This is a genomic window from Methanorbis furvi, from assembly GCF_032714615.1.
GTDB lineage: Archaea > Halobacteriota > Methanomicrobia > Methanomicrobiales > Methanocorpusculaceae > Methanocorpusculum > Methanocorpusculum furvi.
The window spans coordinates 105,983-121,880 of record NZ_JAWDKA010000002.1 but is presented as its reverse complement, the minus strand read 5'-3'; the positions used below and the strand labels follow the sequence as shown (position 1 = coordinate 121,880).

The 15,898-nt window shown below is 50.0% G+C and carries 15 protein-coding genes and 2 tRNA genes; 7 read left to right on the top strand and 10 right to left on the bottom strand.

What is annotated here, in order from left to right:
- The first annotated feature begins 5 nt into the window (after positions 1 to 5).
- Positions 6 to 1,370 (top strand): PFL family protein, encoded by a 1,365-nt coding sequence (locus McpAg1_RS02305; protein ID WP_338093673.1) that lies wholly within the window; start codon positions 6 to 8, stop codon positions 1,368 to 1,370.
- A 5-nt stretch (positions 1,371 to 1,375) separates the two neighbouring features.
- Here McpAg1_RS02305 and McpAg1_RS02300 read toward each other — a convergent pair whose 3' ends face one another.
- Both McpAg1_RS02300 and McpAg1_RS02295 read right to left on the bottom strand, forming a co-directional pair.
- Positions 1,376 to 1,876, bottom strand: a complete 501-nt coding sequence (locus McpAg1_RS02300; protein ID WP_338093672.1) for a hypothetical protein — start codon at positions 1,874 to 1,876, stop codon at positions 1,376 to 1,378.
- Positions 1,877 to 2,119: 243 nt separating this feature from the next.
- Positions 2,120 to 4,186 carry an acetate--CoA ligase family protein gene (locus tag McpAg1_RS02295; RefSeq protein ID WP_338093671.1) on the bottom strand — a complete coding sequence of 689 codons (2,067 nt, stop codon included), beginning with the start codon at positions 4,184 to 4,186 and terminating at the stop codon, positions 2,120 to 2,122.
- Positions 4,187 to 4,729: 543 nt separating this feature from the next.
- Here McpAg1_RS02295 and McpAg1_RS02290 point away from each other — a divergent pair.
- The 3 genes from McpAg1_RS02290 to McpAg1_RS02280 all read left to right on the top strand — a co-directional run bounded on the left by McpAg1_RS02290 (position 4,730) and on the right by McpAg1_RS02280 (position 6,875).
- Positions 4,730 to 4,804 (top strand) — tRNA-Pro (locus tag McpAg1_RS02290).
- A 13-nt stretch (positions 4,805 to 4,817) separates the two neighbouring features.
- Positions 4,818 to 5,465, top strand: a complete 648-nt coding sequence (gene nth, locus McpAg1_RS02285) for an endonuclease III (RefSeq protein WP_338093670.1) — start codon at positions 4,818 to 4,820, stop codon at positions 5,463 to 5,465.
- A 9-nt stretch (positions 5,466 to 5,474) separates the two neighbouring features.
- Positions 5,475 to 6,875, top strand: a complete 1,401-nt coding sequence (locus McpAg1_RS02280) for an MFS transporter (RefSeq protein WP_338093669.1) — start codon at positions 5,475 to 5,477, stop codon at positions 6,873 to 6,875.
- Position 6,876: 1 nt separating this feature from the next.
- On the opposite strand, the gene McpAg1_RS02275 is transcribed toward McpAg1_RS02280, so the two are convergent.
- Complete coding sequence (locus tag McpAg1_RS02275) at positions 6,877 to 7,557, bottom strand: hypothetical protein (protein WP_338093668.1); 681 nt, start codon at positions 7,555 to 7,557, stop codon at positions 6,877 to 6,879.
- A gap of 203 nt (positions 7,558 to 7,760) precedes the next feature.
- Between McpAg1_RS02275 and McpAg1_RS02270 the strand changes: the two genes are divergently transcribed.
- Positions 7,761 to 8,177 carry a PaaI family thioesterase gene (locus McpAg1_RS02270; protein ID WP_338093667.1) on the top strand — a complete coding sequence of 139 codons (417 nt, stop codon included), beginning with the start codon at positions 7,761 to 7,763 and terminating at the stop codon, positions 8,175 to 8,177.
- A gap of 4 nt (positions 8,178 to 8,181) precedes the next feature.
- Here McpAg1_RS02270 and McpAg1_RS02265 read toward each other — a convergent pair whose 3' ends face one another.
- On the bottom strand, positions 8,182 to 8,739 hold the full coding sequence (locus McpAg1_RS02265; protein ID WP_338093666.1) for a hypothetical protein: 558 nt from the start codon (positions 8,737 to 8,739) through the stop codon (positions 8,182 to 8,184).
- Between the two features lie 54 nt (positions 8,740 to 8,793).
- Complete coding sequence (locus tag McpAg1_RS02260) at positions 8,794 to 9,276, bottom strand: phosphopantetheine adenylyltransferase (RefSeq protein ID WP_338093665.1); 483 nt, start codon at positions 9,274 to 9,276, stop codon at positions 8,794 to 8,796.
- 347 nt (positions 9,277 to 9,623) lie between these two features.
- On the opposite strand from McpAg1_RS02260, the gene McpAg1_RS02255 reads away from it, so the two are divergent.
- Together McpAg1_RS02255 and McpAg1_RS02250 are read left to right on the top strand one after the other, a co-directional pair.
- Positions 9,624 to 10,400, top strand: a complete 777-nt coding sequence (locus McpAg1_RS02255) for an ABC transporter substrate-binding protein (protein WP_338093664.1) — start codon at positions 9,624 to 9,626, stop codon at positions 10,398 to 10,400.
- A gap of 152 nt (positions 10,401 to 10,552) precedes the next feature.
- Positions 10,553 to 11,464: a DUF368 domain-containing protein gene (locus McpAg1_RS02250; protein ID WP_338093663.1), complete on the top strand. Its 912-nt coding sequence runs from the start codon at positions 10,553 to 10,555 to the stop codon at positions 11,462 to 11,464.
- A gap of 227 nt (positions 11,465 to 11,691) precedes the next feature.
- On the opposite strand, the gene McpAg1_RS02245 is transcribed toward McpAg1_RS02250, so the two are convergent.
- From McpAg1_RS02245 to McpAg1_RS02225, 5 genes are all read right to left on the bottom strand, one after another.
- Entirely contained in the window at positions 11,692 to 12,621 is a 930-nt protein-coding gene (locus tag McpAg1_RS02245; RefSeq protein WP_338093662.1) for an NAD-dependent epimerase/dehydratase family protein, read from the bottom strand.
- A gap of 26 nt (positions 12,622 to 12,647) precedes the next feature.
- On the bottom strand, positions 12,648 to 12,977 hold the full coding sequence (locus McpAg1_RS02240) for a hypothetical protein (protein WP_338093661.1): 330 nt from the start codon (positions 12,975 to 12,977) through the stop codon (positions 12,648 to 12,650).
- Positions 12,978 to 12,980: 3 nt separating this feature from the next.
- Entirely contained in the window at positions 12,981 to 14,063 is a 1,083-nt protein-coding gene (locus tag McpAg1_RS02235; RefSeq protein ID WP_338093660.1) for a GHMP kinase, read from the bottom strand.
- 137 nt (positions 14,064 to 14,200) lie between these two features.
- A tRNA-Arg gene (locus McpAg1_RS02230) sits at positions 14,201 to 14,272 on the bottom strand.
- An 82-nt stretch (positions 14,273 to 14,354) separates the two neighbouring features.
- A complete protein-coding gene (locus tag McpAg1_RS02225) occupies positions 14,355 to 15,764 on the bottom strand; it encodes an aldehyde dehydrogenase family protein (RefSeq protein ID WP_338093659.1) in 1,410 nt (469 codons plus the stop codon).
- Between the last annotated feature and the right edge of the window lie 134 nt (positions 15,765 to 15,898).

The following is a 15,898-nucleotide window of genomic DNA, read 5'->3' as shown; positions in this document are numbered from 1 at the left end:
TTTTCATGATCAATATTTTCGAGGTCAATGAGACCAACAAGATGATCGAGCAGGAGATGCTTGATGTCCGGACGATCACGCTCGGTATCAGTCTGCTTGACTGCTGCGATGCTGATTTGGATCGGCTGAACGAAAAGATCTATGAAAAGATCACGCGTGTTGCAAAAAATCTTGTCTCTACCGGCAGAGACATCGAGCTTGAGTTTGGTATCCCAATTGTGAACAAACGCATCTCGGTCACACCGATCGCTCTGGTGGGCGGTCAGGCATGCAAGAGCCCTGAAGATTTTGTAACGATTGCAAAAACTCTCGACCGTGCGGCAAAGGATATGGGCGTGAACTTCCTTGGCGGATACTCTGCCCTCGTCTCCAAAGGCATGACGCCTGCCGATGAAAATCTGATCCGATCAATTCCGGCGGCTCTTGCTGCAACCGAACGCGTCTGCAGCTCGGTGAATATCGGTTCCACCAGAACCGGTATCAACATGGATGCAGTGAAGCTGATGGGAGAGATCATTCTGGAGACTGCCGCCGCAACCAAAGACTCAGGAAGTTTTGGATGCGCAAAGCTTGTGGTGTTCTGCAATGCGCCTGATGACAATCCGTTTATGGCAGGCGCGTTCCATGGCGTGACCGAAGCTGACGCGGTCGTAAACGTTGGTGTCAGCGGTCCGGGCGTTGTCAAGCGTGCTCTTGAGTCGGTCCGCGGCCAGAACTTTGAGATTCTCTGTGAGACGGTCAAGAGGACCGCATTCAAAGTGACGCGTGTGGGGCAGCTTGTTGCCCAGGAAGCATCCGAGCGTCTCGGTGTTCCGTTCGGTATTGTGGATCTCTCGCTTGCCCCGACTCCTGCGGTGGGCGACAGTGTTGCAGGAATTTTAGAAGAGATGGGTCTTGAGTCGGTCGGAGCTCCCGGAACAACAGCAGCTCTTGCTCTGTTAAATGATCAGGTGAAGAAGGGCGGCGTTATGGCAAGTTCCTTTGTCGGTGGACTTTCCGGCGCATTCATTCCGGTCAGTGAGGATCAGGGCATGATTGATGCGGTGCTTCGCGGCGCTCTGACGCTTGAGAAGCTGGAGGCCATGACCTGCGTCTGTTCGGTCGGTCTTGACATGATCGCAATTCCCGGGAACACTCCTGCGACCACTATTGCAGGTGTGATTGCTGATGAAGCGGCGATTGGTATGATCAACCAGAAGACGACCGCAGTCCGGCTTATCCCTGCGTACGGCAAAGATGTCGGCGACATTGTGGAGTTTGGCGGTCTGTGGGGTTACGCCCCCGTGCAGCCGATCAACCGTTTCTCCTGCGAAGCGTTTGTGAACCGCGGCGGCAGAATTCCTGCACCGATTCACAGCTTCAAAAACTAATTTTTTTACTCCCAGTGTATCTTTGAGGTGCAGCCGCTTTCGGTTGCAAAATATATTTTTCCGCATTTGTCGCAGTGGATTCGAAGCACTTCTCTGTCCTCTCCGATAAGTTTGAACTTCTCCGGATCATCGCCCGGTCTCTGGCCCGGGGCGAGAATGAGCTGTTCTTTGCACAGTTCGCATTTGTATTTGGGGTGCCAGGGTTTTTCCTCGGTTGCGATTGAAAAGTAAAAATGGACTTTCAGTGTCCGGCACTCCGGGCAGTAGTAGATTTTATGGCCGTAGCTTCCGGGCAGCTTTGTGTCAGGCACGCCGTTCTGGTTTAAGTATTCGAGAGCTTTCTGGTATGTTTGTCTGGTGGTGAAGTCTTTGATGAGCGGCGGGTCTGCGGGATTTCCATAAAATACGTTCTGCACCGTGTACTCGTTGCCGGTTCCAAGAGCAAGATATGTTGCCTCTCCGCAGTGAGGACAGTGAAATAAATAACCGAATCCTATGAAAATCACCTCCCTTGTAGTGTTGTACTTACAGATTTATTGTAATGACACTACAATAAAATGATCGTGCATATGTATCAAATCATTGATCAGTTATAATGATGAGTGTGTGACACTGGAATAATTATTGTCTCATGATCTTTTGAGAACTCCTGAAACTTCAGTCACATGTTTCGCAAAATATTTTCCGAAATTTTTTCGGGATCTTTCGATTACAAAAAACTGTTTGAAAAAAAATAAAAAAAATAAAAATTAACGGTCAGCAGTCCAGCTGAGGTGGCCGAGCGTTCTGTAGGTGAACTCAAGCTCCTCAAAGACCGGAATGTTGTGCTGTGTCAGAAGCGAAACTCCCGACTTCATGCAGTCGCCACCAACAAGCGTTCCAACGAGCAGATTGTCGGTCTTCTTGGAGTAATCGATTAAAACGTTTGCAACCTGAACCGGGCTGAGCACTTTGTTCGGGAAGTTGACAAGAATTGCCATGTCCCAGAGCTTTGAGTTGCGGCAGAGCACATCAAAGACGTTGCGGAACCGCTCTTCATCCGCATCTCCGAGCAGATCGATCGGATTATTTTTGTTCCAGAACGGCGGCAGGAAAGTGTTCATCTCATCGATGAGTTCTTTCGGGAGATCCACGATCTCAATGCCCCAGGTCTCTGCATAATCGTTGGAAAGAACAGCAAATCCTCCGGCATTCGTTATCACTACTGCACGGCGTCCTTTAGGAGCGCGGTGCTCGTCAGAGAGAATCTTTGCAACCTTAAACGCTCCCGGCAGAGTCTTGACCGGAGTTACGCCGCACTTGCGGAATGCTTCCATGTAGACTTCGTACGCACCGGAAAGAGATCCGGTATGCGAAGCTGCGGCGGCCTGTCCGCGTTTGGATGAACCTGCCTTAATTGCCACGATCGGTTTGGTCTTAGTGATCTCTTTTGCCATCTCCATGAAGGCGACACCGTTTTTGATCTCTTCAACGTAGAGAATGATCGCTTTGGTGTGCGGATCGCGCTGGGCGTAACTCATGTAGTCCAGGAAGTCAAGGTCAGACTGGTTGCCGACCGACACGACCTCGGAGTAGCCCATCTCGGATCCTTCGGAAAGTGAGATGCCGACAACAGCATTGACAATTGCTCCTGACTGGGAGATGAATGCAAGATCTCCCGGCAGCGGGGAGGTCGAGACATAGGTTGTGTCCAGTTTGTACGGCGGGAGAATCAGGCCGAGACAGTTTGGTCCGACAATTCTGATGCCATAGTTCTTTGCAATCTCAACCATGCGGTTTTCCAGTGCACGTCCGTCTTCGTCCATCTCCTTGAATCCGGCAGTGATGACAACAGCCATCTTTACGCCTTTCTGGCCGCACTCTTCCATGATGCCAGGGACTAACTGTGCCGGAACGGTGATTACCACCATATCGACCGGTCCAGGGATTGCCGAGAGGTTCGGGTAGCATTTGACGCCCTGAATTTCATCACGTTTGTTGTTGACCGGATAGACTTTGCCCGGGAACTGCAGGAGGTTGTGGAACACTGCGTACCCCATCTTGGTTTTGTCGTCGGATGCTCCGATTACTGCGACCGAGCGCGGTTTGTAGTAGTCGATTGGGACAATTTTTGACGAGTCGTAATGCGGCGGGAGTTCGACCGGTCCGTCCTGAATGATGACACGTGCGTCAACCGCACAGCCGCCTTTCTCGTAGAGACGGAGCGGGTTGATGTCGAACTCAACGACGTTGTCGTTCTTCTCGAAGAATGCACAGGCATTCTTTAAGGTCTGGAACAGGAACTCTTCGTCCTTTGGTGCTTCTCCGCGGTATCCTGCGATGAGTGTGTATCCTTTGATCTGTTTGATCAGACTGCGGAGTTCGTCGTCAGAGCATGGAAGGATTCTGATGCCGACGTCTTTGAAGAACTCGACCAGTGTTCCGCCAAGACCGAACGTGATGACGCGGCCGAATGCCGGATCGATTTTTCCACCGATGATCAGTTCAAGTCCGGGCTTTGCCATCTCTTCGACGATGATTCCTTTGATCTCTGCTGCAGAGTTGTAGGCTTTGACCGAGGTGACGATTTTATTGTATGCGGCCTTTGCCTCTTCATCTGTTTTGATATTAACGATGACACCGCCCGCATCACTTTTGTGAATGATCTGGGGGCTGACGATTTTCATGACAACCGGGTATCCGATCTTTCCTGCGGCCTTTGCAGCGGCTTCGGGGCTGGTCACGATCTCAAATACCGGAGCTGGCACATTGAACTTCCTCAGAAGGTCGTATCCGTCTGCTTCAGAGAGCATTTTCGTGTTTGCATGTGTTGACATGTTTGTATCTCCTGTTCTTTGCGGTTTTTGCAGAACCGCTGTTTCCATGATGATGGAAGGATTAACATTATTTATCATGTAGATTTCTTAAATACCCTGTGGTCTGATGTGGAGTTCTTTGATCGTTAACAATCGCTTCTGCATTTGTCGAAATCAAGAAAGGGGGCTGTGGATGTTAAATTTCCATGGAAAATGATGTTTTTGCAACTTGAGGGTTTTTGAGGGGCTTTTATAACCTCGCGCGGAATTTTTTGCTTGTGAGTCGCCCACGGAAAAGCGGGACGCATGCCTTCGGCCTGCTTACCGCTTCGCGGGAGCACACTGAACCTCACAGAAAAAAATCACGGAGCAGACGAGAACATCACGGAAAAAAATAGGAGTACAATTTTCTTCTTCCGTGATGTTCTTGTCTGCTCCGTGATTTTTTTTCCGTGAAACTCCGTATGTTCCATTTTTTCGTGGGCGGCTCAGGAATGAAAACCCGGGCGCTGCACTTTCCTATCCTTTTTTAAGGATGCCCTGCCAATGTATATTGCATCAGGCGGGGCAGTAGGGTAGCCTGGTCCATCCTAGAGCGTTTGGGACGCTTTGACCCCAGTTCGAATCTGGGCTGCCCCATTCTTTTATGAAAATGAACACTCCTGAAGCAGTAGCTATCCTCTCAGAACTCAATCGTCTGTATCCACACACACGTGAAGAGATGAATTTTCTCAGGTTTGAAAATCCGTACCAGATTCTTATCATGACCATTCTGTCTGCCCAGACAACTGACGTCACCATCAATGGTCTGCGCGATGAACTTTTCTCCTGCTACCCAGACCCTACATCCCTTGCCGCCGCAAGTCAGGATGAGGTCGAACGAATTATTCATCCTGCCGGATTCTATCACACCAAAGCAAAAAATATTATCGGCACCGCAAAATGCCTGTGTGAAAACTTCGACGGCAATGTTCCAGAAACTATTCAGGAACTTGTCACACTTCCCGGTGTCGGCAGAAAAACCGCCAACATTGTGACCAACCATGCCTTTGGCAATCCTGTCGGCATCGCAGTTGACACCCATGTCGGCAGACTCGCACAAAGGATAGGTTTCAGTGACAACACCGACCCGAACAAAATTGAGATCGATCTCATACATCTGTTCCCCAAAGAATGGTGGGGCGAACTCAACTACCTCCTCATCAGTCACGGCCGGGCAGTCTGCACCGCGCGAAAACCTGCCTGCGACCGCTGCTGCATCAGAGATCTCTGCCGGACCGGCAGAAACTCCGGAGTCTGAGTGAACAGCATGCCCGAGTTTGATGTACGAACCAGACGGCTGATTCTTCTTGCAGCATCCATTGGCGCATTTTTAAATCCGCTGATAGGCTCGATGATCATTCTTGCAATGCCGGAGATTGGAACAGTCTTCACCGTCTCGGCACGCGACCTTGGCTGGCTGTCCACAATTTTTATTCTTGCGAACGCCATTTTCCTCGTCCCGGCATCCCGCCTCTCCGACACTGTAGGTTACAAACGCTCCTACCTTATCGGCGCAGTAATTGTCGCGCTCTCCTGCGGACTCTCGGTGTTTGCCCCAAGCTACCCGATTCTCCTTCTCCTTCGTGTCATCGCCGCATGCGGAACCTCGTTTATGATGATCACAAGCCTGGCCATTCTCTCAAGTGTCTATCCGCTTCATCAGCGGGGAGCGGCGTTTGGCATCAACACCGCAATGGTCTATATCGGTGCATCTGCAGGTCCCATCCTCGGCGGTTTTCTTACCGGCATGTTCGGCTGGCGGGCGGTGTTTCTCGTCATGGTGCCTCTCGCATTCGCGGCCGCCCTTCCGATGTGGAAATTCTTCCGCGACGAGATCAAAATTCCGTCGAAGGATCCGTTCGACATCAAAGGAACCATACTCTACGCAGCGGCAATGCTTTGTCTGATGTACGGACTTTCCACACTGCCGGAAACACTCTCGTTCGTTCTGGCCGGCATTGGCGCAGCCATGATGACAGTATTCGTCTGGTACGAGCTCAAGCTGCCCTCACCAGTCCTGCATGTCAGGCTGTTCTTTACCAATCACCGGTTTGCCAGATCCTCGTACGCGGCACTTCTCAACTACGGCTGCACGTACGGCTCGGTATTTTTCGTAAGTCTCTACCTCCAGTCGGTCGGCCATCTCACCGCAACAGAGGCAGGCCTCATTGTTTTTTTCCAGCCGCTCATTCAGGCGATCATGACACCGATTGCCGGAAAATTTTCCGACAGAGTCGATCCCCGCTATCTTGTGACGCTGGGAATGCTGTTGTCAGCGGTCGGTGTTCTGCTGCTCTCCTGTCTTGCTGTCGGCACTGACCTTCACTTCATTGCAGTGACGCAGGTGTTTATCGGGCTTGGTTCTGCGCTGTTCTCAGCTCCGAACACGAATGCGATCATGAGTTCTGTTCCGCCAGCCGAGTACAGCACAGCGTCCAGTATTGTTGCGGTGATGCGGCAGGGCGGCATGATTCTTTCGATGGCAGTCTGCATGTCGACGATCTCGATCTTTGTTGGAGGAACCGATATGCTCGGGCCGTCCATGTATCCAGAATTTTTACAGGCACTGAAAGTCTCGATGTTCTTCTGTGCAGGACTTGCGTTTGTAGGGGTAATCTTCTCCTGGTTTAGAGGAAACGCGGAAACTGCGGTAAAAAAAGAGAGTTGATTTAGTCTCTGCGGAGCAGGACTACTGCTGCGACTGCACCAAGGAGACCAAGGACTGCAATTCCCATCGGGGAGGAGGTCGGGGTCGGGTTTGGCGTCAGCGGAACATCAACAACGGTGGTCTTGCCGCTTGCGGGCATGTCGAGTGGCTTGGTTGCGGTCTGGTAACCAGCTGCTGAGACTCTGACCTGCGTTATCGGGGTTCCGGTAGCGTAAACTGCGAACTCTGCTTGGCCGTCTTTGATGGTGCCGGTCTCGGCAACTGTGCCGGAGACAGAGATAAGTTCAACGGTTGCGCCGTTCACGTTGGATTTAACCTGGATAACACCGCGGTCGCCTCCCATCGGCTCTTCAGGAGTCAGGGTAACGGTGACACTTGAGGTCTCGCCTTTTGCCGGCATGGTGACCGGGACTGTTGCGGTCTGGTAGCCAGGTGCTGAAACCTTCACCTGAGTGTACGGAGTTCCGGTGGTGTAGACAGAGAACTCTGTCTGACCGTTGACAATGGTCTGTGGTTCGCTTTCGTCGCCATTGACAGAGACTAAGACTACAGTTGCACCGTCAACGTCGCAGGAGACCTGGATTACTCCGCGGTCGCCGCCAACAGCGGTGGATGCCGAGACTGCTCCGGCAAAGAGTGCCAGAACAACTGCGGCGATAAGGATCATAGTGAGCTTTTTCATAATATTTTCCTCCTGAGTTCTTTGGGAACTTTGAGTCAATTAGTGTATCTTCTTTTATACTCCTAAAACCTTTTGCTATTCGCGGCATTGTGGTATGATTTTTGAAATACTCACGAAACGCATGCTTTTCGCTTGCGAGGTATGGTGAATGATGCCTGATGAAACACAAACTCTATTTCGTATTCCCAAGATAGAGTTAGGGAATGCATTCGTATGTTGAAAAGATTGCAAGTGTCGGGGCACAGGCGAATCCGACTTTTCAGACTCTTGGTATTGAACCGGTTTCCTGGGGGGGCGGTAAAGCTGTTCTGAAGATGAACGTGACTCCTGCTATTCATAACGGTTCAGGGTTTATGCAGGGAGGATTTTATGTGATTCTTGCTGACGAGGCAATTGCTCTGGCGATTTTTGCGGAGCTTGATGCGGAGAGCGGGGCTGCGACGATTTCAGAGACGACGAACTTTTTCCGCGGCGTGAATGAAGGTGTGATTTACGGAGTTGCACATGTTGTTCGGAAAGGAAGGAGAATTGTGTTCGCCGAGGGAGAGGTGCGGAAGGGATCTCCCGACGGCGAGCTGTTGTCAAAGACGATTGTGTCCTATACGATGACGAAGGCATAACCAATCAATTTTTTTCGGAAAGGCTTGTCACTCCTGCGTAAATAAATATGAGAACAAATATTGGCGCAAGTATCATTGCATATATTCCCCACCCAAGCAGAGCCATTGCGTTGATGCCGGCCATATGCATGTAGCGTGCGTACCAGCCTCCGCCAAACGCGAGGATCACTGCTGCTATGGTGAAGATGATTGAGAGTTTCTTGGTGAGTTCGACACAACGCGTTTTTGGGAATACGGCAAGAAGCAGGTAACAGATCAAGGGGCTGAAGAGGCACAGCATCATTGCGGATAGCAGCGATAAACCTGACGCGTTGAGGAGAACAAACACGGCAAATGCTGCTGCTATTCCAATGAAAATGTAAACGAAGTATTTCGATGCCGGTTTCATGTCCCGGAGATAGAGGTATGCTCCAAGGCAGGGGAGAAGAAAGAAAAGGATGACGAAAATAGTCTGAGAAACTCTGCCGAATGAGTCATAGTACGGGATAAAGATCGCAAACTGCGGCAGGCAGATCAGGGACGCAAGGATAATTCCCATCTTTGCCTGAAGATTGTCTGACATATTTTATAATAATCTTCAACTCTATATATTTTTTATGAGCAAATCCTCATCAGATCAGTCGCGGGTGATGAACTCTTCTTCGGCAACCGGTTTTCCATACCGGTCTATTTCTCCGCGGTAAATCCGTGTGGAGGATACAGCTTTTCCGTCATCAGCAAGGACGCACTGGATCTGATACAGATCGACCATGGGTTTTCCCATCTCCTTTCGTTTGCGGTTGATCTCGTTTCCAACCGGAAATGTTTCGTAGCTGACGACAAGAGCGTCAAAGTCCTGAGTTAAGGCACTGCCGTACTGATCATACAGCGGTTCAATCTCATAGGTTGCGGCAAACTTCTGCTTCTCAATCCATGCGGTGAGTTCATTGAACCGCACTTCGTAGCTTCTGACCGGATGCTGTTTTCGTGCAGCAAACGGATCAGCAGAAAGACCGATTACCACATGGCCTCCGCTGCCCGCAGTGGTGAATGCCCGCCGCAGCAGCAGCTGGTGTCCGATGTGGAGGGGATCAAATGTCCCGCCGACCATGACTTTCATCTGGGGTTTTGTATGGGCTGAGAAAAGAAAAGGATGTTGGTACTGCTGAATAATTTTTGAAACGCGAATAAACGCGAATAGCACGAATAACGCGAATAGCGCGAATAAAAAAATCGCCAATGGCGATTTTCAAGAATTTTCAGACTTGATTATTTTTGGAAAATTTTTCCATTCCAAAATATGATGACTATTTTTATTATTTGAAAAATCGCCATTGGCGATTTTTTATTCGCGCTATTCCGCGAAGCGGTGAGCAGGCCGCAGGCATGCGATTCGCACTATTCGCGTTTACTCGCGTCTCGAAATATTCGGAATATTTTTTATCCGCTCGGACCGTAATTGATATCATGAAAAAGCATGTTGTGTGTGGAATCCTCTGCTTCTGTCTGATCGCCGCAGTGATGATCTCAGGATGTATCGGAGTTCCTGATGCTGAAAAAAAACTGATCGTCGTTGGCATCGGAGAAAATAATCCTCCGTACGGATATCCTGATGAAAACGGCACTTATGTCGGTCTTGATGTTGAGTCCATCGAATGGATCGCCCAACAAAACGGCTATGACATTGCCTACATGGGGCTGCCCTGGACCAACATCGTCAACAATGTCGCCAACGAAACAGTGGACATCATCTACTGCGGCCTCACCATCACGCCTGAACGAAACGAGATCGTTGACTTCAGCGACCCCTACATGATCGTGAACTTTGCAATCGCTGTTCTGCCCAACTCCTCACTCACCAAAGAGGATGTCCTCTCCGGCAATGTTTCCATCAGCACACAGACCGGTGGAACCTCTCATGCATGGACCGAGAAAAATCTCAACGAAACCGGCATCCTTGGCAAGGGAAACCTCAGGCCGCAGGCAACCATTGATGACGCATTTGCCATGCTTGCTGACGGAAAATGTGACGCAATAATCTATGACGAGGTCACCGTGAACTCGTATGTTGCAAAAGGACTTGCAAAAAAAATCGGTGTGATTGAAGTCAACGAGCTCTACGGTGTTGCTGTCCGCAAAGGAGACAACGAAACCTTGCAGATGATCAACAAAGGCATTGCTGATCTTCAGGCTTCACCCAAATGGCAGGAACTGTTGGACAAGTACGGTGTCATTCTCTCCTGAACGTTTGGCGCCGGAAAAATTTCTGACTTGGTGAGCAGAAATTTTTCAAATGAAAAAAATAATTTTTTTTGGTGAAATTTTCGTGCCATCTCCTGCGGAAATGTAATTAGGGAAACCCGTCCAATGAATACCACAAACAATTTGGAACTCCCATGCATACCATCACACGACACATAACCGATCTTCTCCGCGGAGTCGCCATGGCAGTTGCCGACAGCGTGCCCGGCGTTTCCGGTGGAACGATCGCATTCCTTCTCGGCTTTTATGAGAAGTTCATTAACTCTGCCCACAATTTCCTCATGGGAACAAACGAAGAACGAAAAGCTGCATTTCCTTTCCTTTTCAAACTCGGTATCGGCTGGGTCGCAGGATTTTCGGTCTGTGTTCTGATCCTCTCAACTCTGTTTCACACGTATATCTATGAGATAAGTTCAGTTTTTATCGGTCTCACGCTGATTGCTGTGCCGATTGTGATCATAGAGGAGAAGGAGTACATCAAAGGCAAATATCTGAATCTGATCTTTACGGCGATCGGTATTGCTGTTGTGCCTCTTTTAATGATGCTGAGTCCGGCTACCGGAGGGAGCGGGGTTGATCTGACGCAGGTGTCCATCGGCCTTGCAATCTATCTTTTCATCGCGGCAATTATTGCGGTGTCCGCCCTCGTGCTTCCGGGAATTTCAGGTTCGACCCTTCTTCTTATCATGGGTCTCTACATTCCGCTGATTTCTGCGGTCAGTGCGGTGATGCATCTGGATTTCGCGTATGTTCCCATGCTGATTGCGTTCGGCCTTGGTATGATCGCAGGTCTTGCCATTAGTGTGAAGGTGATCCGTCACTGCTTTGCCTGCTATCGGCCGCAGACGATTTATCTCTGTATCGGTCTTTTGATCGGATCGTTGTATGCAATCGCTCTCGGTTCAACGACACTGGCCGAGCCGATGCCTGCGATGAGCTGGCAGACGTTCAATGTTGGTTTGTGTATTCTCGGTGCGGCGATTCTTGCGGCTCTTCAGCTGCTGAAGAAACGTACTGAGAAAAATGTGAATATGAAACGCGAATAACGCGAATCGCATGCCTGCGGCCTGCTCACCGCTTCGCGGAATAAAAAAATCGCCATTGGCGATTTTTAAAAAATATTAAAATTATTTATTTTGAAAAAGATCTCTTCGCTCAAATATACCAACGAAATTTATTTTTTTTTTGAAAAAGATCTACTCGTTCAAATATACCAACGAAATTTATTTTTTTTATTTGCGCTATTCGCGCTATTCGCGTTTCAAAAAAAAAATTATTCATCCAGCGTCGCACGAATCGCACGGCGGACACTCTCTTCCGAAGTAATCCCCGGCATCCATCCGGTCGCCTTCAGCAGATCAACAGACAGCCGCATCATCGGAACATCGCCGACCCATCCGCGGTCGCCGCCCGTGAAATTGAACGAAACATTACGAAGACACATCTCCTCAACAATCAGCTCCGCAATCCGCCGCACACTCACCCAGTCCTCAGACCCGATATTAAACACATTAAAAGTTCCCGAAGAAACCGTTGGCGCATACACCATTGCAGCAACACAGTTTTCTACCGCAAGATAGGACTTACTCTGCCTGCCGTCGCCGAGAATCTCCAGCTCCTTTGGATTCTGCTGAAGCTTCTGCACAAAATCATAAATCACCCCGTGCGTACTCCGTGAACCGATAATATTTGCAAACCGGTACACCCACGCCTTCATCCCATACGTCGCCGCATACGCAGAAATCATCGCCTCGCACGCAAGCTTACTTGCCCCGTATATCGAAATCGGCACCATCGGCGAATAATTCTCAGGCGTTGGAATAACACTCGCCTCACCGTAGACGGTTGAAGTCGACGTAAACACAATCTCCTTCACACCATACTCCTTCATCGCCTCAAGCACGCGAACCGTCGCGGTCACATTATTATTATACACCTCAAACGATTTTCTTGCTGACCCCCGCACATCAGGATCAGCCGCAATATGATACACACGGTCAGCGCCCGCAAGAGCATCCTGCCAGCCGTCTTCCAAAAGATCAGCATGGCGGAACTCGGTCAGAGCGCCGATATTTTCCTCAAGATTCATCATCCGGCCGGCAACCATCGAATCGATAACCGTAACCGTATCCCCACGGGAAAGGAGGAGGTCAACCAGATGCGAGCCGATAAAACCCGCCCCACCGGTAACAATACAGTGCATACAAAACTATTCGCGCTCAGCAGAGATTAACTCCGCGATTGTCCCGCAAACCAACCTGCCACATTCCCCACAAATGCGATAACCAGAAACGCCAGCGCATACACCAGAGCCGAGACATTATAGTAAAGATACACCGTCGGCAGAAACAGCAGCGCCACCAGCAGAGAAAACATCGGATGAAACGCAGAAAAAAATCCGTAAAAAAATCCTGAAGCAAAACAGATCAGCGGCAGAATAATTAAAAGCATTACCATAAAAAAGCCGGTGTCTCCCCCAAAAGTGGGGAGAACATAAAACGCAGCTCCGCAGACAAGCAGAAACGGAAGCATCTCTTTTACTGCGGAAAAAAATTTCATGATTCAGACTCTGGCAACAACAAGTCCGGTGTTGTCAACTTTTGTTTCAACCGCTATCTCAAGACCAAGCTGGGATACGATCGGCTGCATCTCGGCAGCGGTTTTTTCCGTAACCACACAGATCGACGGACCAACCGAACTCATTGCCACAAACTCAAGACCTGCGTTTCGCAGAGCATTCATGTGACTGTAGAGAACAAAGGTGTGGTGCTGGACCTCGGCACGTTTGGAACCGCGGAACTCAATCTCCCACATGGTATCACCCATCTTTTTCAGATTGTTTCTGGCAAGAGAAGGGATCATGTCCATCATCAGCATGTAGGCTTTGAGTTCGCGGTCGCGGTAGTCAAGAGTTCTCGCACGATTCATGAGAAGCGTGAACTCTTCGAGACCTGCGTTGTCATCCTCAGCATGAATTCTTGGAATGAGGACGAAGACGTTTTTGTCCTCGGCGAACGGGTGGTTGTAAACACGGGTCAGCCGATCGCCAACAAAGGTCATGCCGCCAAAAATACTTGCGGCAGAGCCTACGCCGGTTTCAAAACCGAACGCGACTTTGCCCTCTTCTTCGGTCTCTTCCACATAATTGTGGCCGATGACCATTCTGACATCCTCAAGGCTCAAGGGACAGCCGACCGCTTCGTTCATGGCGCTGACAACCGCAGTTGCGACTGTGCAGGTCGAACCAAGGCCTACATGTTCGCGGCCTTGATCGGCAGTTTTGATTACAAAGCCGCCGGTGTATCCGGTTACTGCTTTGAATGCTGCGACGAGGTGTTCGATGAGAAGTTTGCGGGGCGAGTCGATGATGACATGTTGGTCCGTGCAGGAGACGGTTGCTTCCGAATAAATCCGGAGGGCAAACCCGAGTCCGCCGCCGCCGGGAGTTCCGGGGCTGAACCGGTTCATGTCAAGAACGGAGAGGTGGATGCGTGCCGGGGCACGGGCTATTATGGTGTCTCCTGTCGGGTATGGTTCTTTTGCGACGGTTATGTCTGCAGTGTGCAGGCATTCGCCCGGATAAAAAGAACTGAACTCATACTCAACGAGATCGAGATCTCCACCCCGAATCTTCATGATGGTCATAGGTTTTTCCGGGTGTTATGTAGCGGCTGAAAAAATATAATGGTTTGGTCTGTTCCAGGAACGTTTCGTGGAGAGGCACCACTGATAAAAGCGACAACATCTCAACAAACATACTGAACAGAAGAAAAAAACAACGACGTCCCGGCTGGGACTTGAACCCAGGTCAAAAGCTCCGCAGGCTTCTAGGATATCCTCTACCCTACCGGGACATTACACCTATGTGCTCTAATACATTAGAGCAGCAGTGATATAAACCCACCGTTTCGTATTCTAACCCATTCTGTGAAAAAATTAGATACTGATCAGAATACTCTTCGGCTCGGTAAACTCATAGATGAAATCAGTACCATTTTCCCGACCGTATCCAGAATCCTTGGTGCCTCCAAAAGGAATTTCCGGTGGAAGGACCAGATGTTTGTTCACCCAGACAACACCGGATCTGATCTCCTCGGCAGCAGTATACGCAGTCGTAATATCCTTTGTCCATATCGACGCGCCAAGCCCGTAGGGAGTACTGTTGGCAATCTCGATTGCACTCTCCAGTGTCTCAAACACAATCACCGGCATCACAGGACCAAAGATCTCTTCACGCACCGCGTCAGGTGCTGCATCCGCAATCAGTGTCGGAGCATAGAAGTTACCTTTTCCTTCCAGTTTTTTTCCGCCGCACACAATCGTTCCAGCTCCCTCATCGACAATCCTGTCCACTGCGGATGCAACAGTATCACGCTGGTCGGAATTATTTAACGGTCCCATGTTCACCTTCTCAAGACCGTTGCCGACCGACAGTTTCTCAATTGCTGCTTTTGCTTTCCGCACAAACTCGTCTGAAACTTTTGCATCAACCAAAATCCGCTTCGCTGAAGTACAGACCTGACCGCAGTTGTAGAACCGGTTGCGAACAGCTCCGGTAACTGCTGCATCAATATCAGCATCTGCTGCAACAATGAACGCATCATTTCCGCCAAGTTCCAATGTCAGCCTCTTGAGTGCAGGAGCTGCGGCAAGAGCGACCGAGCGCCCGGTCGCAACAGAGCCGGTAAAGGAAACATGCCTGATATCAGCATTTCTCACCACCGCATCTCCGACAACTGAGCCTGAACCGGTCACCACATTCATTGCGCCGCCGGAAACTCCGGCATGAACGAGAATTTCCGCAAGTCTGAGAATGGTCAGCGGAGCGGTGTCTGACGGCTTTGCCACGACCGCATTCCCACAGGCAAGAGCAGCCCCTGCTTTCCATCCGAAAATCATCGCAGGCATGTTCCAGGGAACGATCGCACCACAGATGCCGATGGGTTTTCTGACGACGTTCATGTACCCGTACTTCGGAAGAGATGCAGCGTTGCCGCGGATGCTGCCGGTCATCGATGCATAATACTCAAACACGTGAGCGGTTCCAAGAATCTCATCCTTTGCTTCGCGCAGCGGTTTTCCCTGCTCGGTTGTCAGGAGTGTCGCAAGCGAGTCGGCCTCGGCACGAATCTGTGCTGCTGCGTTTATCAGGATGCGGGATTTATCCGCAGGACTGATGTTTGCCCATTTCGGCTGATCCGCTTCCGCCGCATCAACTGCTGCCAAAACATCGTCTGCGGTTCCGGCAGGGATGGTATCAATTACGTTTCCCGTCGCCGGATTAACAATCTGAGTGCGTTTTCCCGAAAGACTTTCGGCTGCCCTGCCGCCTACAAACATCTGCATAGTACAGGTATTATATTACGACAAAGAGGTTTAGAGGTGATCATCATGGCAAAATATCGTATTGCCGCCCATGGGATTTGTCGATAAAGTATACTCTCACAAAAAGATTTAGTTGGCTTTTTTTCAGATAAAAA